Below are 20424 nucleotides of genomic sequence, written 5' to 3' on the forward strand. Positions count from 1 at the left end.
AGCCATCGGAATTTTCGTCGGAACCAGCAATTCCTGCTTTTGGTTGATCGCAGTTGGTGTAGCACCAGGTACAGCATAAGGCACTTTATTCGGCACTAAGGAATCAAAGGTTACTAAAGGAACAGGAATTTTCTCAGGTACAGCAATTGGAGTTTTCGTCGGAACCAGAGATTCCTGCTTTTGGTTTATGACAGTTGGCGTAGCACCAGGTACAGCATGGGGAGCGCTCATAGGTATTACCTCTTGCGCCACTTTACCTATAGGTTTTGGAACAGCAGGTGGGACCGCTTGAGGCGTTCTTATGGGTTCTATGGTTGATGCAGGTTGCTCGGATTTTTCAGGTTTCATTTCTGGAACGGCAAATGGTTCTTTTGAGGTGGGAATAGTTTGCTCATTTTGTTTTTTCGGCACTGGTATCTGCTGTGGTTGACATACTGGTTGTCTTTGTGAAGGAACATGCATAGTCGGACGAGGATCAGGCTCCTGTACAGGTTTACTTAATTGCTCGTTTGCAATCAGTTGCTCCGCGTATTCCTTGGGAACGGCCTTGCCTTCGTCATACCAATAATCACCATCTTTTAATAAGACGTGATGAGTGATTGGATCGGTCAAATATGATGCGCTTTTTTCCTGTGCGAAGCAGGTTTTAACAGTGAAGGTTCCTAAAATTGCTGTGGTCATTAAACTTGTTACGATTTCTTTTTTCATAATCTTCTCCCTTACATTTCTTTCTCAGACAAAACTAAGACATATCAATACAAGAATCATTACTAACCAATCCATCTTCTCATGCTCCTTATGTGGTATTAGAAGAAGACGATTGGGCAGCTGCGTTTCCTTCTTACCAGCAAGTATAAACAAAAAGAAGCGAATGAATGCTTATGTCCAAAATATAAGACCAAATAGCTGCTGAAGAATTTCGTTGAAAGAAAAAGTAAATGGCGATTGAAGAAATTTCATTTCATGATTGCTCACGCTCGATTTTAATAGGAGATTTTCATTCCTTTTTTCACAGAACGTTCTGGAGCTTTTCGAGCCCATTTTTTTCGTCGGTAAGAGTTATTTTAGACAATATCGTGAAAAACGCCTGAATTATTTTTGTTTTTTTTATTTTCGTAGGTAAAAAACGGGGTTGAAGACAAGAAAAAACAACATCATCGTTTTTCTCTCTTCTTGAGTATAAAGAAACAAATGTAATCGTATTCATTGTATTGATTAATTATAAGGAGTAAGGTGCTTTTTTTGATAAAAAATGATAACTTTTTATCGTTATGCGCCTGTTTATAAGATAAATATAGTTAATTTCAGTGTTTTTTTAATTATTTATCGTGTTTATAATTTGTTGGAAAGAAATAAATTTGCTAGAATTTTGTTACACAGTGTGTTCGATTAGTTATTTTATCTCTCGGTTTTCACAAGCGCATTCTAATGTGCTGTGAAACTATTTGAACAAAAATCACTGGGTTTTTCAGAAAGCAGGCGAAAAAATCTTCGCTGAGCTATCGGTAACTTTTGTTTTCTCTCTATGCCTTTGGGTGTTGGGTTGAAATAGATTTTCATCTGGTTTTAAAGGGGGCAGGAAACATTCCAGAGATCATCAGTTTTATCTTTTGTCGGTTAAATTATTTCGAACAGGAGGAGAATGAATGAAAGGCATAAATTACAAAAAGCTCATGGATTCAAAGAAAAACACACGCGTTCGAACAAAGAAAAATATTATTGCGAATTTAACTGTCAGTGGGATGTTGTTGACGAGTACGGTGGTCGTGCCAGCAAGTTTATTATGGGCACCAACGACGGTTGAAGCTGCTTTGGTTTCAGCTGAACTTTTCTCAGATATCACAGCGTCTAATAACTCAGGCACGAGTGCGTCTGCACCTTATGCAACGCCTGGTGCAACGAACCAAGTCAATTTCTCGATTTCTGGATCAAATGCAGTAACGGTTGATGTCTTGAATGGGGATAAAGTCGCAGTTGTTGGGGTTCCTCAAGGGCTTACTGGTTTGGTTCAACCGGCAGGAAATGCCTCAATTTCCACCAATGTGACACTACAATTGGGAAATTTCCCAGCCTTGCAAACATTGATCGGGACAGTCACACCAGCAGTCAATACCTTGATCAGCACGGTGGATGGAATCGTCAATCAAAATTTAGCTGACGCATTGGATATTCCTCCTACGATTGGCGACATTCTTCCTGTACCGAATCCGTTGTATGAGGCGGCTTCTCTCGTCAATGTTAGTCGTATCATTTCCGTCAACTTAGCTGAAATTACGACCCAGTTAGACTTACTAAATCAACTCGGACAATTTGGCCAAGCGAATTTTGAAGTTCCAGCTGGATTAACCGAAAACGAACGTGCCCTGATTGCCAATGTGGATGATGGTTTATTTATCGTTGTCAATCAGCGTATCAATCAAATTCTTGATAATTTACAAGCGGCACAGATTCAAGTCAGTATTCTAGATGGTGCCAGCGGAATCCCAGGAATTGGTACCTTGATCAGCGGGATCAATACACTGGTACAAACGACGGTCAATACCGCCAAAGCGACTTTAAATGGCACTGTTGAAACTGCTCAAAATGTCTTGAATGCTACGACCAATCTAGCAGATCAGGTCGCTTCTGCTTCTGTTTTAGGCCAAACCAATGTGGTCATTCCAACGAATGTTACCAGTCCGACCTATGCACAATTGGTTGAAAATGGTGTGGCGAATCCATCTAATCCTTACGAAGCTCGCTTTGAAGCAACAATGTCTCAGCTTGACCTCATCACGATTGATTTATTTACGGATGCTGACGGCAATAACTCGATTTGGTTTGCACCAGATACACCAGAAGATCAAACCGATACACCAACGATCAATCCATTGACAGCAGGGGAAACGACGATCAGCGGAACAGCTGAGCCAGGCGCAGCCATCACATTGGCGATCAACGGCGGTGCACCTATTACCACAACCGCAGATGGTGACGGCAATTGGACGGCGGATGTCCCTGAATTGGTGGAAGGTGATACAGTCACAGCAGTAGCGGAAGCGGATGAGGAATCGGCGAGTGAACCTGCGACGGCAACGGTAGTGGCTCCAGTGGTCAATGCCCCAACGGCTTCGATTACAGGAAACAGCACCGATGGGTATCCTGTGACGGGGACAGCCGCAGCAAATGCAGCTATTGAAATCACCAATGCCGATGGTGAAGTCGTTGGCACTGGGACGGCAAATGAGAACGGCAACTACAGTATCACATTGAACCCAGCAGATGTAGCAGAAAATGAAAACTTGAATGTTGCTGCAATCGTCACTGCTGGCGGCCAAACGTACCGCAGTGGCAATACGCCAATCGTCGTTCCAGCAGATGATGCCGAGCAACAAACAGGAACACCAACGATCCAACCAGTGACTGCTGGGGATACAAGCGTCAGCGGAACGGCTGAGCCTGGTGCCTCGATTACTGTGACCGTCAACGGGGCAGATCCGATCGTGACGGAAGCCGATGAAGAGGGCAATTGGCGTGTTGATGTGGACGAAGTGTCAGAGGGCGATACAGTTTCAGCTGTTGCCGAACTAGCAGGACAAACACCAAGTCAGCCAGCAAGCACCACCGTGTCCGCCTTAACGGTCAATGCTCCGACGGCTTCAATCACAGGAAATAGTCAAGAAGGCTATCCAGTGACTGGAACAGCTGCACCAAATGCGGCCATTGAGATCACCAATGCGGATGGCGAAATTGTCGGAACAGGTACTGCCAATGAGAATGGCGTTTATACGGTGACGTTAGATCCAGCAGATGTTGCCGCGGAAGAAACCTTGAATGTAACGGCAGTTGTGACCGCTGGCGGCGAAACCTATCGAAGCAACCCGACACCTGTTGTGGTGCCTGCAGATATCCTGCAGACGGAAACACCAACGATCGATCCAGTCAGTGCTGGAGATACGACCGTTAGTGGGACAGCCGAACCGGGGGCAACGGTAACGATCACGCTTCCTGAAGGCGACCCAATCACGGCTGAAGCCGATGATGAAGGCAACTGGGAAGCAACGGTTCCTGAATTGGCAGAAGGCGATTCCGTGACGGTCGTAGCTGAGTCTGAAGGCAAAGATCCGAGTGCCCCAATCACCGTGAGTGTAAGCGGTTTAACCGTGGCGGCGCCAACGGCTACGATCACTGGGAATAGCACAGATGGGTATCCAGTAACGGGAACAGCGACTGCCAATGCAGCGATTGAAATTTTGAATGAAGCAGGCGATGTCGTTGGTAGTGGAACAGCCGATGACGATGGCAACTTCACGATCACCCTTGATCCTCAAGAGGTGGCAGCTGGCGACAACTTGCGGGTGGAAGCGATCGTGACGGCTGGTGGTGAAGACTATCGCAGTACAGGCACACCGCTTGTAGTTCCTGCAGATGATGTAGAAAACTTGACGGAAACACCAACGATCAACCCAGTAACAGCTGGGGATACGACTGTCAGCGGAACGGCTGAACCAGGGGCAACAGTGACGATCACGCTGCCTAAAGGCGATCCGATCACGGCTGAAGCCGATGACGAAGGCAACTGGGAAGCGACGGTTCCTGAATTATCAGAAGGCGATACGGTAACAGTCGTTGCCGAAGCTGAAGGCAAAGATCCAAGTGCACCGATTACCGTGACCGTTGATGGTGTTACGGTCAGTGCACCGAGCGCTTCCATCACAGGCAATAGCACGGATGGCTATCCAGTCAGCGGAACAACGACGCCGAATGCGGCAATTGAGATTTTGAATGAAGCAGGCGATGTTGTTGGTAGCACGACGGCGGATGACACGGGTGCTTATACCGTGACCTTAGATCCAACCGATGTGACGCCAGAAGAAGCCTTGCAGGTGGTGGCAGTTGTGTCAGCGGGTGGTCAAGACTACCGTAGTAATGCCACGCCAATCACGGTACCAGCAGACATTGAACAAACAGGGACACCAACGATCGATCCGGTCACAGCAGGTGATACCACGATTAGCGGAACGGCAGAACCAGGGTCGACGGTTACTGTGACGATCACCGATCAAGAACCAGTAACGGCTGAAACGGATGACGAAGGAAACTGGCTTGCAGAAGTGCCAGCAGTCTCTGGTGGCGATACAGTCACAGTCGTTGCGGAAGCCGAAGGCAAAGAGCCAAGCGCGCCAATCAGCGTTGGAGTCAATGGAGTGACGGTGGCAGCACCAACAGCGATCATCAGCGGAAATAGTACTGATGGTTATCCAATCACGGGGACTGCTCCAGCGAATGCAGCGATCGAAGTGCTAAATGAAGCAGGCGATGTGATCGGTACTGGCACAGCCGATGGGGATGGAAACTATACGGTAACCATCGCACCAGCCGATGCAGCACCAGAAGAAACCTTGTCTGTCGTTGCGATCGTAACAGCTGGCGGGGATGAGTATCGCAGTCCTGCCACACCAGTGACGGTCCCAGCAGATGAGCTTGAACAAACAGCATTACCAACCATCGACCCAATCAACGCCGGGGATACGACGATCAGTGGAACTGCCGAACCAGGCGCTACCGTGACGGTAACGATCCCAGGTGAAGAACCTGTGACTGGTGAAGCCGATGACGAGGGCAATTGGACAGTTGAAGTTCCTGAAGTTTCTGAAGGAGAAACCGTCACAGTGGTCGCACAAGCACCAGACAAAGACCCAAGTGCACCAATCAGTGTTGGGGTCAATGGGTTGACGATCGCTACGCCAACCGCGACGATCAGCGGCAATAGTACTGATGGGTACCCAGTAACGGGAACGGCACCAGCCAATGCAGCCATCGAAATCTTGAATGCCGATGACGAAGTCGTAGGTACTGGCACTGCCAATGACGAAGGCCAATATACGATCACGTTGACGAGTGATGATGCGTCTCCAGCTGAAACCTTACGGGTGGTGGCGGTAGTCACAGCCGGTGGTCAAGATTACCGCAGTGCGGCTGCACCAATCACAGTACCTTTGGATCAAACTGCAGTCCCAACGATTGAATCAGTGACAGCCGGCGACACGACCATCAGTGGTACAGCTGAACCTGGTGCGACAGTTTCGGTAACGATTGGTGACGCAGAGCCCGTCACTGCCGAAGCAGATGATGAAGGCAATTGGACGGCAACGGTGCCCGAGGTTTCTCAAGGAGAAATAGTTTCCGTGGTAGCGACCCTCGATGGGGAAACACCAAGTGATGCAGCAACAGTCGTCGTAAATCCACTTAGTGTGGCGACACCGACAGCAGCGATCAGCGGCAATAGTACCGATGGGTATCCAGTTACAGGAACGGCCACGCCGAATGCAGCGATTGAGATCTTAAATGCAGCCGGTGCGATTGTCGGCAGTGGCGAAGCAAATGAGGAAGGTGCCTACAGCATTACATTGAGCAGTAGTGATGTTGATCCTTCAGAGCCACTTCAGGTGGTGGCAGTGGTGACCGCTGGCGGCGATGAATACCGCAGTGCGCCGCTTTCCATCGTGGTACCAGCAGACCAAACGACCACCCCAACGATCGATCCAGTGCAAGCCGGTGATACATCCGTCGGAGGAACGGCCGAACCTGGTTCAACGGTGACGGTCACGATTCCTGGAGAAGATCCAGTGACTGCCGAAACGGATGAGGAAGGCAATTGGACAGTCACCGTACCAGAGCTTTCAGAAGGCGACACGGTCACAGTGGTTGCGGAAGCCGAAGGCAAAGACCCAAGTGAACCAATTAGTGTCGGTGTCGGTGCCTTGAACGTGGCAGCACCAACGGCAACGATCACTGGCAACAGTACTGACGGCTATCCAGTCACAGGGACAGCACCAGCCAACGCAGCCATTGAAATCTTAAATGCTGCCAATGAAGTGGTGGGCAGTGGTACTGCCAATGAAGACGGTGAGTATACGATCACCTTGACAGAAGGTGTTTCACCAGCAGAAACCTTGCGAGTGGTGGCTATCGTATCAGCTGGCGGTCAAGACTATCGCAGTCCGGCAACTTCTATCGTGGTGCCAGAAGATAACGTAGAAGACCAAACAGCGGCACCGACTGTCGCACCAGTGATTGCTGGGGCTACAACCGTTAGCGGAACGGCTGAACCTGGGGCAGATGTAACGGTTGAACTACCAACCGGCGATACTGTTACAGTGGCAGCGAATGACGAAGGTGAGTGGACGGCAACTGTGCCGACGGTTTCTCTAGATGATGTCTTGAAAGTTACTGCTTTGGCAGACGGCAAAACAGAAAGCTTACCAGTAACGGTGACGGTGCAAGGGCTGATCGTGGCAGCACCAACGGCAACGATTTCTGGCAATAGTGAAGATGGCTATCCAGTAACTGGTACAGCACCAGCCAATGCGGCAATCGAAATCTTAAATGCTGATGATCAAGTGATTGGCACAGGGACAGCCAATGAGAATGGCGTTTACACCGTTACCTTGACCAGTGAAGAAGTATCAGCGGGGGAAACGGTTCGTGTCGTTGCCATCGTTTCAGCAGGTGGGGATGACTTCCGTAGTCAACCAACGGCTGTCGTGGTACCTGCGGATCAAACGGCGACACCAACGATCAATCCAGCAGTGGCTGGCGCAACAGAAATCAGCGGGACAGCCGAACCAGGAGCAATAGTCAACGTGACGGTCGGTGAGCAAGACCCAATTACCGCTGATGCTGACGAAGAGGGCAATTGGCAAGTTGATGTGCCAGAGCTTTCCGAAGGGACGACTGTTACGGCAGTGGCAGAAGTAGAAAATGAAACACCAAGTACACCAGCAACGATCACAGTCGGTGCATTAACGGTGGCGGCTCCTAGTGCGTCCATCAGTGGCAATGCAGCCGATGGTTATCCAGTGACCGGAACAGGACCAGCGAATGCGACCATCGAAATCTTGAACGAAGCTGGCGAGACAGTTGGAACGGGTACGACCAATGATGCAGGGCTTTACACGATCGATTTGACCAGTGAAGATGTCTCTCCTGAAGAAAACTTGACGGTGGTTGCGGTGGTCACAGCTGGTGGCAAGGATTATCGCAGTCCAGCGACGCCAATCATGGTGCCAGCTGAACCAGGTGAAAACCAAACAACGGCACCAACGGTTGATCCAATCAAAGCAGGCGATGAAACCGTTAGCGGAACGGCCGAACCAGGCTCAACTGTAACTGTAACACTACCTGATGGCACAGAAGAAACCGCCGAAACAGATGACGAAGGCAACTGGAGTGTCGATGTGCCTGAATTGTCTGAAGGAGATACCATCACAGTCGTCGCAGACAGTGACGGCAAAGACCCAAGTGATCCAATCACTGTCATCGTTGAAGGAGTGACTGTCGCAGCACCAACAGCTTCCATCAGCGGCAACAGCACGGATGGCTACCCAGTGACTGGTACAGCACCAGCCAATGCAGCGATCGAGATCTTAAACGCAGCCAATGAAGTCGTAGGAACAGGCACTGCTGATGGAGACGGCAACTATACAGTGGAATTAACTGCTGAAGCTGTCGATCCAGAAGAAACCTTGAACGTCGTTGCCATCGTTACAGCTGGTGGGAAAGAGTATCGCAGTAATCCAACAGCGGTCATCGTACCAGCAGATACGGTAGTGGATCAGACAGCTGCACCAACGATCGATCCAATCACGGCGGGGGATACCAGCATCAGCGGAACGGCTGAACCAGGTTCAACCGTGACGATCACCGTACCAGATGCGGAACCAATCACGGCTGAAACGGATGACGAAGGCAATTGGACGGCAGAAGTACCAGAAGTTTCTGAAGGCGATGCAGTCACTGTTGTGGCACAATCACCTGACAAAGAGCCAAGCGCTCCAGTCACAGTTGGTGTAGGTGCGTTGACGGTCACTGCTCCTAGTGCAACTATCACAGGCAATAGTACGGAGGGCTATCCAGTAACTGGAACGGCACCAGCCAATGCCACCGTACAAATCTTGAATAGCGATGGACAAATCGTCGGTTCAGGAACTGCAGACGCGCAAGGAAACTACAGTATCACTCTTGAACCAACAGCTGTTGCACCAGCGGAAAGCTTAACCGTCGTTGCAGTTCTGATAGCTGGCGGCAAAGAATACCGCAGTAATGCGACACCGATCGTGGTACCTTTGGATCAAGAAGAGCAACAAACTGCAACACCAACGATCGATCCCGTCAAAGCTGGCGATACGACGATCAGCGGGACTGCCGAACCAGGTTCGACGGTGACGGTAACGATTGGGGAAAATGAACCGATCACGACCGAAACGGACGAAGAGGGCAATTGGACAGTCGAGGTACCTGAAGTTGCAGAGGGTGATACCGTCACTGTTGTGGCACAATCACCTGAAAAAGATCCTAGTGCGCCAATCACAGTGAGTGTGGATGGCATCACGGTTTCAGCACCGACCGCGTCCATCACTGGCAATCCAGAGGATGGTTACCCAGTGACGGGGATGGCAGCACCAAATGCGGCGATTGAAATCTTGAATGAAGCGGGAGACGTCGTTGGATCAGGCACTACCGATGAAAATGGCAACTACACGATCACGCTCTCTGGTGAAGCTGTTTCTCCTGAAGAATCACTGAACGTCGTTGCGATCATCACCGCTGGCGGCAAAGACTATCGGAGTAATGCGACACCAATCGTAGTGCCCGTTGAGAATACGATCGATCAAACCGCTACACCAATCATCGAACCAGTCACAGCTGGTGACACGACCATCACTGGTACTGCTGTAGCGGGAGCGATGGTCACCGTGACGGTAACAGGAGAAGAAGCGGTTGAAACCGAAGCAGATGAAGCAGGAAATTGGTCAGTGGACGTTGCGGAAGTTTCTCGAGATGAAATCGTAACAGCAGTGGCGCAAAGCGAAGGAGAAACCGCCAGTGAACCAGCAACGACCGTTGTTAATGGCATCACGGTCAACGCACCTTCAGCATCCATTACTGGGAATTCCCAAGAAGGCTATCCAGTAACTGGGAACGGGCCTGCCAATGCAGCGATTGAAATTTTGAATGAAGCGGGGGATGTCGTTGGAACAGGCGCTACCGATGAAAATGGTGACTACACGATCACATTGACTAGTGAGGATGTCGCACCAGAAGAAAACTTATCGGTTGTGGCGATCGTCACTGCTGGTGGGGATGACTACCGCAGTAATGCGACGCCAATCGTAGTGCCTGTCGATGATGAAAGCATCAAGACAGATACACCAACCATTGACCCAGTCACGGCTGGTGATACAACGATCAGCGGAACGAGTGAGCCAGGTGCTACGATCACCGTTACCATCAGCGATCCGTTAACAAGTAGATTCCTGACCATCTTCGCGGCTGAAGGACCAATCACAACGATCGCCGATCAAAATGGCGACTGGCGTGTTGAGTTATCCGCGGAAGCGACGGAAGGTGAAACCGTTACGGTTCTTGCCTTAGCAGATGGCGAAACCCTGAGTGATCCGACGACGACCGTAGTCGATGCTTTGACGGTTGATGCACCGGTTGCTACGATCACTGGCAATCCTACCGATGGCTATCCAGTCTTCGGGAATGGACCAGCCAATGCGACAATCGAAATCTTGAATGAAGCGGGTGACGTTGTCGGAACAGGAACGACCAATGGAAATGGTGCGTTTAGCATCACATTAGACCCAGAGGATGTTTCACCAGAAGAAACCCTTAACGTTGTGGCGATCGTTACAGCAGGTGGCAGAGAATACCGCAGTGCAGCAACACCAATCGTGGTACCAACGGGTGACAATGGCACGGATGGTTCAGATGGTACTGACGGCACGGACGGCAGCGATGGAACGGATGGCACCAATGGTTCTGATGGTACGAATGGTACCGACGGAAGCAACGGCGCTTGGGGCAACTGGGGCAATTGGGGAAACAATAACTGGAACAGCAACAATCAAAACCAAAGCTGGTGGGGAAGTAAATTCTTACCGAAAACGGGCTCAGAAGGAACCTGGTATGCTTCAGTAATCGGAGCAGCAGTCTTCGTTGTCGGAGGAATTGGCTTGTTCTTCAAAGCAAGAAAGAAAAAAGATCAGCAAAAATAGCATGACTTTACCAGCGGAGTGGACATCCTCCGCTGGTATCTCTAGTGAATCAAAACTTTGAAGCATTGATCATCGTTTCGTAAAGAAAGGGTTAGAAATGGTATGGAAAGCAGAAGGAGGGAAAAACGCTTTTACAAATGGACGATCGGCCAATTAATTCTCTTTTTGACCAGCATCAGTTTCGTCAATTTGTATCTTTTAACAACGACAATAAAAGCCGAAGCAGCAGTGAATGTTTTAGATGTGGAGATTTTAAGCAATTTAACGAGTGCCAATACAAGTGGCACCTCAGTAAGCGTTCCATGGCCAGGCAGTGTGACAAATCGACCAGTGACTTTTTCGATCAAAGGCGGCCGATTAGCGAATGCTTCTGTCAATGTCAATGGGGAAGATAAATTTGCCTTACTAGCAATCCCAACAGAGTTGAGAGCTAGCATCAGTGCTAATGGGTCAGCAGCTATCAAAACGTCGACCTCAGTTGATATTGCTAACGTCCCGCTTTTGAATGCGATCTTAACAGCACTTGATACCTTGACTAAATCATTAAATGTCAACCTCGGGATCGTGCAAATCGATTTAACGGCTGTCAATCAGCAAATTTCCTTGCTAAAAACCGTTGGTAATTTAGGCAATGTAGAAATGACTAGCCCGTTGCAGTTCACCACCCAAAAAGAAGCATTGTATACCAACATGAGTTCGAACCTCGGTGTCGTTTTAGGAACCAATGTCCCGCAAATTTTACGGAATTTAAGTACGGCGATTCAAAATACCCAGATCCGAGTGATCGGCATCGATATCGGTGGCGTTGTTCGTGCATTGCTGCAAGGGTTGCTCAATACTCTGCTTAGCACCGTGAACTCAGCGTTGAATGATTTGACAACTGTCCAAGAACAGCTGGCGGATGCAGCTGTTTTAGGAGCAACGGATGTTCAAATTCCGACGTTACTTTCAGGTCCGGGTCAGTTGACTGCAAATTGGACCGCTAATTTTTCCGCTTCTGTTTTGAAAGCAAAGCCGACGGACATCAATCTCTTGAACTTTAGTGCGCTAAATATCAGCAGTCGCCAAACCATGATTTATTTCATGGTCGAAGCATTGACGATGGATCGGGCGAATCTACCGACTCAGCTGAATTTTGGCCGACATGCCATTCAAACGAAAAAGAGTGAGACGTGGCGGGCAACCGCCAACGGCGATCAAAGCGCAGCAGCTACAACTGGGATTTTACGGATCAATGATACCCGCAATCGTCAGAAAAAATGGCAAGTCAAGGTCAGACAATCCACCAATTGGGTCAATGGCACGCGAACATTGCCAGCTGCCGAATTAAGGGTTCAGCTTGGAACTGTCAATTCGACATTTACAGACGGTCGAGTGGTTTTACCTGATAATGCAACGATTGCCCTGCAGCAAAATGTCGAAAAAAATGTGGTGACGTTGGAAAATGCGGCATCGACTGGTGGACTGACTGTTAATTTTTCCCAGTTCAATTTATTTGTACCTGAGAAAACACCGAAATTTCAAGGTCAGTATCGCGCCACAGTCGTGTGGACCGTTTCTGATACACCTTGAAAAGGAAGAGCAGAATGAAAAAAAATTCCCTTGTGCTGCTTCTGATTTTGATGATCGGCAGTTTCTCCAGTATCGTTCCATCAGCAGTAGCCAATACGACGACCGGCAACATTGAGTTTTATGAAGGACCAACGGAAACAGCTAGCAGTGATTCCATTGATGAAGAAATTGAACCACCGACCAGTCAAGAAACGGTCACTAACGCAGAAGAACCGCTGCCACAGCTTGCAGAAACCAATCACTTTTGGCTGCCCGTAATAGGCGGATTCTTCATTAGTCTGACATTGATCATTTGCATCAAAAAAAGGAGGATGGCAAAATGATTTCAAAGAAAACGATAATAGGCGCATTGGGGGTATTGACTGCCCTTAGCATTGGTGCGACAGTGCAAGCAGATGACACGACCGGTGTCGTAGAATATACCTCTGGGGGCATCGTGTTTGACCCGGATAAAGGCGGGAGTGATCCCAATACGCAGCTACCAACGAATTTAGATTTTGGTGCCCATGAAATCCAAACAGAAAATGTCGAAACGTGGGTAGCTACTACGGATGGAACTGGACTACCTGGGGATGGGTCAACGCTGCAAAGAGGGGCAGTTGCGGTCAGCGATAACCGAGGACAGGCGAACTCTTCTTGGGCGATCAAAGTACGGCAAGCAACCCAATTTACGGCAGGAGACAGCACGTTGGACGGCGCGGTATTAACGGTAGATACGGGGACGTTGACCAATAACTTAAGTTCGCCGCCAACAGGAACCAGTGATATTGCCAATGGCGAGCTTGATTTTGCGGCGATCAACAATGAGTATGCGTTCTTGACCGCCAATGCTGGCGAAGGGATCGGTGAAACGTCGATTCCTTTAGAACAATTTACCCTTTCGATCCCAGCCAATACGGAAAAACAATCAGCAACCTACCAAACGACCCTCGTTTGGACGATCAGCAGTGCGCCGACGACTCCATAGGGCAGTAGTCATTGCGTAACAGTTAGCAGAAAAAAAGCAGCTTGCCTGAGCGGCTGCTTTTTATGCTAGCTGATTTTTCTTTCCTATTTTGTGTAGAAAGGATCTGACAGGATGCATCAGAAGAAAGTTCGAGGCAAAGGATTTCAGTATTGGGTAGTAAGTATTCTAATGGTCTTATTTTTCATTGGTACGAGCAGTACGGGGGTAGCAGATTCGCTTGATACCTTCGATGTTCAAATCAAATTGCCAGAGTCACAGCAAGACAAAGAGCTGATGTACTATGATTTGTTGCTGGAGCCCAAGGCAGAAGAAAAACTAGCGGTCATGGTTTCCAATAAAAGCGAGCAACCAATCAATCTACAGCTATCCTTTAATCGAGCGGTCACGAACATGACGGGTGTCGTTGAGTACTCTGGGGCAAATGAAGAAGCAACGCCTTCTGCTCCGTACGCGATCGAAGAACTCGTCACTTTAAGTGATGAAACCCTTTCGTTAGCCCCTAATGAGCAAAAAGAAATCACCTTGACAGTCCAGATGCCATCTGAATCCTTTGATGGGATTTTGGCAGGGGGACTATACGTCCAGCAAACCGGCAGTGAAGAATTTCAAGGAAATGTCCAAAATCTACTAGCCAGAGAAGTGGCGGTGTTGCTCCGTAACAAAGAGACCGACATCCCACCAGCGGTTCGGATTGAGGAAGCCCATCTGGAAGAAATCAATCGCCGCAATGTCATCATCGTAGCGGTGGAAAATACAGCGGCAAATTATCTTAGTAAGGCCACGCTTGCTTATGAAGTGTTTCATGATGGACAAGCAACAGCGATCAAAGGGGAAAAAGAGGTCCAATTAGCGCCCAATGCGTTAATGAATTACGCACTGCCATTAGATGGAAACGAACTGCAATCAGGAGAGTATGAGATAAAAACGACCCTCAAAGCAGCTGATCAACAATGGCAAGGAGAGCCTACCTTCCAAGTTGCAAGGCAAGAAGCGCAAGAAAGAAACGAGCAAGATGTCAGTATTAAAGAAACCTCCTCACCGATACTTCTCTATTTATCGATTGGGGGTGTTTTATGTCTGATCATCGCCTATTTGATTTGGCATAATCGTAAGCTGAAGCGAGCATTGAATAAAAGTGATGATTAGTAGGTAGTGGAAATCAACGGTGGTTGCAGGAAAAGTCTACTATTATAGTAAAAAATGTTTTCAAATAGCTAAAAGCAGTACCACTCATAAAAAGAATCAGGAAAGAAAACCATTTATCATTGAGAATAAATGGTTTTTTCGTGTTCCGCACGTTTTGTTGAGAACAGTGAAGAAGAAATTTTGACATTCACCAATAGGAGGTCATGTCATCACTGATGAATAATTGTTCTTCAATCGTTGAAAGGAGAGAAGCATCCAGCGGAAAATAAATAACGTTTGTGATGTTGGGCTCTGATCGTTTTTTTTCACATGAAATTATCATAAAACTTTACATAATAATGTTTCCGCTTCCCTAAAAGTCTGTCGTAGATATTGTTAAAAAAACATAATATTTTTCTGTTGGCTACGCTTACTCCCTTATAAAAGCTTTAAGAAAACTCTTTAGCGTGTCTTTTTATCTATAATAGGTTTAGACCAATTACAGTGTCTTTTCTTACTTTGTTTTTAATTTAAACTACCTTTTTTGCATGAATGTTTCTTTAATTCGTTTGAAAGTGCAAGCAGGCATTTTTGATTAAGAATACAATTAGAAATGATGCAAAAAGGAGAATTAAGATGTCTGCAAATTTGAGCAATTTCGCTGTTTATATAGTAGATGACAACTTTTTTAATGGGAATTTGATGAAGAAAATGATTACGGAAAGTCGTGTTCCGCATTCTTTAGTGCAGATTCTTTCACCTGAAGAATTAGCCCCTTTTCTTGACGGATACCTAACAGATGTGAACGATCTCTTCTTATTTTCCATTGAAATGAAAGGATTTGATCGAAGTTTTCAATTAGCAGGAAGCTTGAGGGAACAATGCAAAAAGTGTCAAATCGCTTTTTATGGTGCCTATGCCTCCAAAATCGAAATCAAGAAGCTGAATCTTATCTGCCCTTTAGGGATCATCGATACAAAAGAAAAGGAGGTGGCAATGCAGCTAAGAAATTTATTAACGGAAGCGATCGAAGTCAAACGATCATTACTCGGAAAAAAGCACTTATTAAAAATCGTCAGTAAAAGAGAGTTGATGGTGGTTGATGCAGAAGCAATCAACTATATTACAACGATCAAAGGAGAGCGAAACCGAATCGCTTTTCACCAAAAAAAGTCGATCGAATTCCTCGAAACTTCCTTGAAGGTGATCAAACAATTAGAGCTGCCAGAGTATTATAACGTCTTCAAATCCTACATTATCAATGCGCGACAAATCAAAATGATTGATCGAACAAACAATGTTCTTTGCTTTTTTAATGGGGAAGAATTAGAAGTTGGAAAAAAAATCCGTAAAGCAATCAGTTAAAACTACATATATTTAATGGAGGAAAAAAATGAAAAAGAGAAATAAAAGAATTCGTCATGGCATTGTTGTTACCGCTTTAGGTCTGTCCCAAGTGATCACTCCGGTCATGGCGCTTGCGGAAACCACGGAACAGGAACAGACCATTCGTACTATAGATAACTCAAATCATCTGCTGGAATCAACCAGCGGCGTTGCCAATGAAACAAACACAAGCGACGCGCAAACAACTGAGACTACTCAAACGGATCGTTCTTCAGAAGAAAGCGGCGAAGCAACCTTAAAGACGGATGCAGCAACAACGAGTCAAAGTGAAACGCCTGCTACATCTTCATCAACGCATACAGCAGATACTACAGATTCGACGCAAACAAGTTCTTCAGAAACTGAATCGAAAGAGGCCAAAGAAACCGAAAAAAGTTCCCGTGTCAGCACGCGCATCAATGACCAAGAACTTTTGGAAAAAGGCACCCTGCTGACAATTGCTGGCGAAGAATTCAGCCGAACGGAAGAAACACGAATCTTAAACAATAGTCCAGTGAAACTGAAATTGGATTTTGAAATCAATAACAAAGATTATTTCGCTGGCACCACTGCTGTTTTTGACTTGCCGCAAGGCCTTGGCTTTAGTGATGTGCAAGGAACCAATGAAGCGATTAATGCATCGTGGGCTGTAGATAGTGCAGCTCATCAACTGATGATCACGTTTAATCAATCGGTTCATGATGCCTCTTTTTCGATCGAGTTGACTAGTTATCTATATTCAGAAGATAAGCCTCAGCTAACGATTGAGATCGGCGATCGAAACCAGACAAGCTATGCGATTGATTTGTATGAAGAGGTCGATCCGATTCAATATGTGTCAGAAAAAAATGTCTTTGGGATGGAAGGAATGGTCTACTACAATACCGATCGCACATTATCTGGAACGGAAACTCTTTCACTGAATTTGGTTGATACGCCGGGAGCTTCCTTCAAAAAGATTGAGACCCAACCGTTAAAAGTTTTCAGCTATGAGGTGGATATCAAAGGAAAGATCAAGCCAGAAACACAGAAAGCATTAGTCGAAGGGACGGACTATACGATCACCTCAAATAGTCTTTACAATACTGCTGTTGAAATCAAACAGATGGACAAACAAAAGGCTTATGGGGTTTCTTATCAATTTACGATGAGCCTGACCGAGCTGACGGATTATACTGCTTCTTTTTCAAAAGGGTATCCAACGACCGGATTTGGTTCGGTACAGCTAAAACAAACAACTGCCCAAAACAGAGGGTTTTCCTTTATCGCAAAAACCAGCAAAGATGAAAAAGAAGTCGATTCTAGGTATTATATGGGGGTTGCTTCTGCCAGTTTTATGAATGGCCTTTCTAAAGGAAACTACTATGTATCAATTCATCAAATGCCGACGGAGATGAAAGCTGGTCAACAAATCATCCTTTCGAGTCAAAACGGACAGCCGATCACGGCGAAACAGTTAACAGCAAGAGACGCCTTCTATCAAAATGTGACTTTTGCGGATTATTTTTCTGTCGAAAATAACGGGAACAAACTGATTGTGACTGCTACAAAAGACAGCAATCTCACTCTTGGTTCCACGAACATAACCGTACCCTTTGATCAGAAAGATATCATTCTCAATGTCTCGACACCGTTGATCGCCAATAGAGAATTCAAAATTGTTGAAGACAACTATGTCGAACCAATCAGTGTTCTTAATCCCAACAATGCTGAAACGGCTTGGGGAAATTATGATCAAAATGGTGCTTACATGAGTGATACCTCCATCAACATCGAAGGCAGTAACTCACAACCAATCGAAAATTTACAAATGTTTATTGAACATCCAGAGTATCTTTCTTTGAGAAAGGTACCAAAAGTTAGTTTTTACTACACATTAGGAAAAGATTATACGATTGAAGAAGTAGCAGGCGGAACGATGGTCACCTTTACGTCGCCCATTACCTATTCCGTTCAATTTGATATTGGCTTCAATTACGTGCCAGACAGTTTAGCACCGACAAAATCGATTCCTAATGATACAATTCCAATCACGATTTCCGCAACGGGACTTGACACGGTTCACACCTCCGTCTATACCGGTAGGAAACTGTACTCTGAACGCACGCTCCAAAGCAGTAAGAATCAGTTTTTAGTCAACGCGCGTCAAGATACCATCAGTGATTTGACCGTTGAAACTCATGTATCGAAAAATACCGATGTCGTGTTTTCGATCATCGATGTTTCCAATGAACAAGTCAGTGGCATTTATCCACAGTATTGGGATCGTGGCTATTATGATAACCAAGCCATGAAGGAAAGCGATCCGAATTATCCAACGATCACCCATGATGAAGAAACCAACTATTATACCTTTGATTTTGGGACGACCAATCGGCGCTACATTATTTCCTATCAATACGCCAATGGATGGCAGGAAATGAGTACGATTTATGTACCTGGTTATGCAAAAGAACCGTTATCAAATAATCAGCAAGGCACAGCCACAGTTTCAGTATCCAATACGACGACAGATATTATTGGCATTACGCAAAATACCGTGAATAATACGAAAAACATGACGCAGGTCAAAGTCACGACAAAAAATATTGATGATGGCTCGAAAAAAGTAGCAAATCCAACGATCCTTCTAAAATCGTTAGGGAACACCAATGGCGAAATCGATTTAGGATCGATCACTGTTTCGAATGTGCCAGATGACAGCTATGAAGTCAAAGAAGTTGATGGGAACATACAGCTTGTCTTTTCAAACTATGTTCTAACGAAAAATATCGAAATCAGTTACAACGTCCTTTCACAAAATGCCGGCCAAATCTCAGCCTCAGCAACGATCGTTTCTGATACGATCGATACCTTGTCGGAAGCCAAACGGACGGCTACCTCGACGGTGGCCAATCTGCAATTTTCGGCAGGCGATTCCAGCGGGATCATCTACAAAACCAATGCGACGCTTGATGTTTATAATACCGAAGAACCAACTGAGAAGATTGCGGGGGTTACTTTGACGCTTTGGAATCAATTGACTGGAGATATCGTTTCTGTCGTAACGGATGAAAATGGAGAATACCAATTAACTGATATTTATACGGGGAACTATACGCTTTATGTTTCCTACGTCCCAGAAGGTTACGTCATACCACAGGAACTTCAGCTTGGTAAAGAGGTGCAAGTGAACCGGACGGGCAATCATCTTTCTGTCGGCATCACACCAGAAGAAGACTTGTCGACGATCGACGCCAAAGATAGCACGATCTACGTGGGAGATGAATGGCATGCTGAAGACAACTTTGTTTCAGCAACAGACAAGCATGGCAATGCGATGACCTTCTCGGAAATTACCGTCAACGGTGAGGTCGACACGACAAACGTTGGCACCTATGAAGTCAAATACATCAACGGCAGTGTTAGTCAAACAGCGACAATCACCGTGGTTGCCAACCAAGAAACGGTAGTAGCCAAAGACAGCACGTTATATGTAGGCGATGCATGGACAGCAGCTGATAATTTTCTATCGGCAACGGATAAAGACGGCAACGCAGTGACAATCGCAGACGTGACCATCACCGGTGAAGTTGACACGGATACACCTGGAGAATACCAAGTCATTTATCGCAATGGCAAAGCCGAAGCGACAGCCACGATTACCGTGTTAGCTGATCAAACATCAGTCAAAGTAAAAGATAGCACCTTATACGTCGGGGACGACTGGCATGCTGCTGATAACTTTGTTTCGGCAACGGACAAAACAGGAGCGAATGTGCCATTTTCAAATGTGACCGTTAGTGGAACCGTGGATACTTCCAAAGAAGGTCAATATCCAGTGGTCTATCAAAACGGCAATCAAAAAGCAACAGCGACGATTACCGTGGTTGCCAATCAAGAAACAGTCGTTGCCAAGGATAGTACACTTTATGTTGGAGATGCGTGGGAACTTGCGGATAATTTTGTTTCAGCAACGGATAAGAAGGGACAACCGTTAAGCTTGGCAGAAGTCACCACCAGTGGTGACGTGGATACGAAAGTACCAGGAGAATACCAAGTAATCTATCGTAACGGCAAAGCTGAGGCGAAAGCGACGATCACCGTGTTAGCTGATCAAACATCAATTAAAGCTAAAGATAGCACCTTGTATGTTGGTGACGACTGGCAAGCAATCGACAACTTTGTTTCGGCAACGGATAAAGCAGGAGCAAACCTACCATTTTCAGGAGTGACCGTTAGTGGCTCAGTCGATACCTCCAAAGCAGGCGAGTACCCAGTGGTTTACCAAAATGGTCATGTCAAAGCAACGGCGACGATTACGGTCGTTGCCAACCAAGAAACGGTAGT

The 20424-nt window shown here is 46.6% G+C and carries 7 protein-coding genes and 1 pseudogene; 7 read left to right on the forward strand and 1 reads right to left on the reverse strand.

What is annotated here, in order from left to right; genetic code table 11:
* Positions 1 to 708: pseudogene (locus tag A5867_RS17930) on the reverse strand (hypothetical protein); the annotation flags it as partial.
* A gap of 938 nt (positions 709 to 1646) precedes the next feature.
* Between A5867_RS17930 and A5867_RS07140 the strand changes: the two are divergent.
* From A5867_RS07140 to A5867_RS18290, 7 genes are all read left to right on the forward strand, one after another.
* Complete coding sequence (locus A5867_RS07140; RefSeq protein ID WP_087627236.1) at positions 1647 to 11045, forward strand: Ig-like domain-containing protein; 9399 nt, start codon at positions 1647 to 1649, stop codon at positions 11043 to 11045.
* A 102-nt stretch (positions 11046 to 11147) separates the two neighbouring features.
* Positions 11148 to 12617 carry an adhesive domain-containing protein gene (locus A5867_RS07145; RefSeq protein WP_087627237.1) on the forward strand — a complete coding sequence of 490 codons (1470 nt, stop codon included), beginning with the start codon at positions 11148 to 11150 and terminating at the stop codon, positions 12615 to 12617.
* Positions 12618 to 12631: 14 nt separating this feature from the next.
* Positions 12632 to 12940, forward strand: coding sequence for a hypothetical protein (locus A5867_RS07150; RefSeq protein WP_087627238.1), 309 nt, complete (start codon positions 12632 to 12634; stop codon positions 12938 to 12940).
* The gene (locus A5867_RS07155) at positions 12937 to 13584 is read left to right on the forward strand and encodes a WxL domain-containing protein (protein ID WP_087627239.1); all 648 of its coding nucleotides are present in this window, start codon (positions 12937 to 12939) and stop codon (positions 13582 to 13584) included. Before A5867_RS07150 ends, A5867_RS07155 begins: the two co-directional genes overlap by 4 nt.
* A 111-nt stretch (positions 13585 to 13695) precedes the next feature.
* Positions 13696 to 14730, forward strand: coding sequence for a DUF916 and DUF3324 domain-containing protein (locus A5867_RS07160; protein ID WP_087627240.1), 1035 nt, complete (start codon positions 13696 to 13698; stop codon positions 14728 to 14730).
* Between the two features lie 615 nt (positions 14731 to 15345).
* Positions 15346 to 16074 (forward strand): LytTR family transcriptional regulator DNA-binding domain-containing protein, encoded by a 729-nt coding sequence (locus A5867_RS07165; protein ID WP_015509411.1) that lies wholly within the window; start codon positions 15346 to 15348, stop codon positions 16072 to 16074.
* 28 nt (positions 16075 to 16102) lie between these two features.
* Positions 16103 to 20424, forward strand: a 4322-nt coding sequence (locus tag A5867_RS18290; protein WP_087627241.1) for a bacterial Ig-like domain-containing protein, incomplete at its 3' end; no start/stop codon positions are given.

This window comes from Enterococcus sp. 6D12_DIV0197 (assembly GCF_002174385.1).
Lineage (GTDB): Bacteria > Bacillota > Bacilli > Lactobacillales > Enterococcaceae > Enterococcus_D > Enterococcus_D casseliflavus.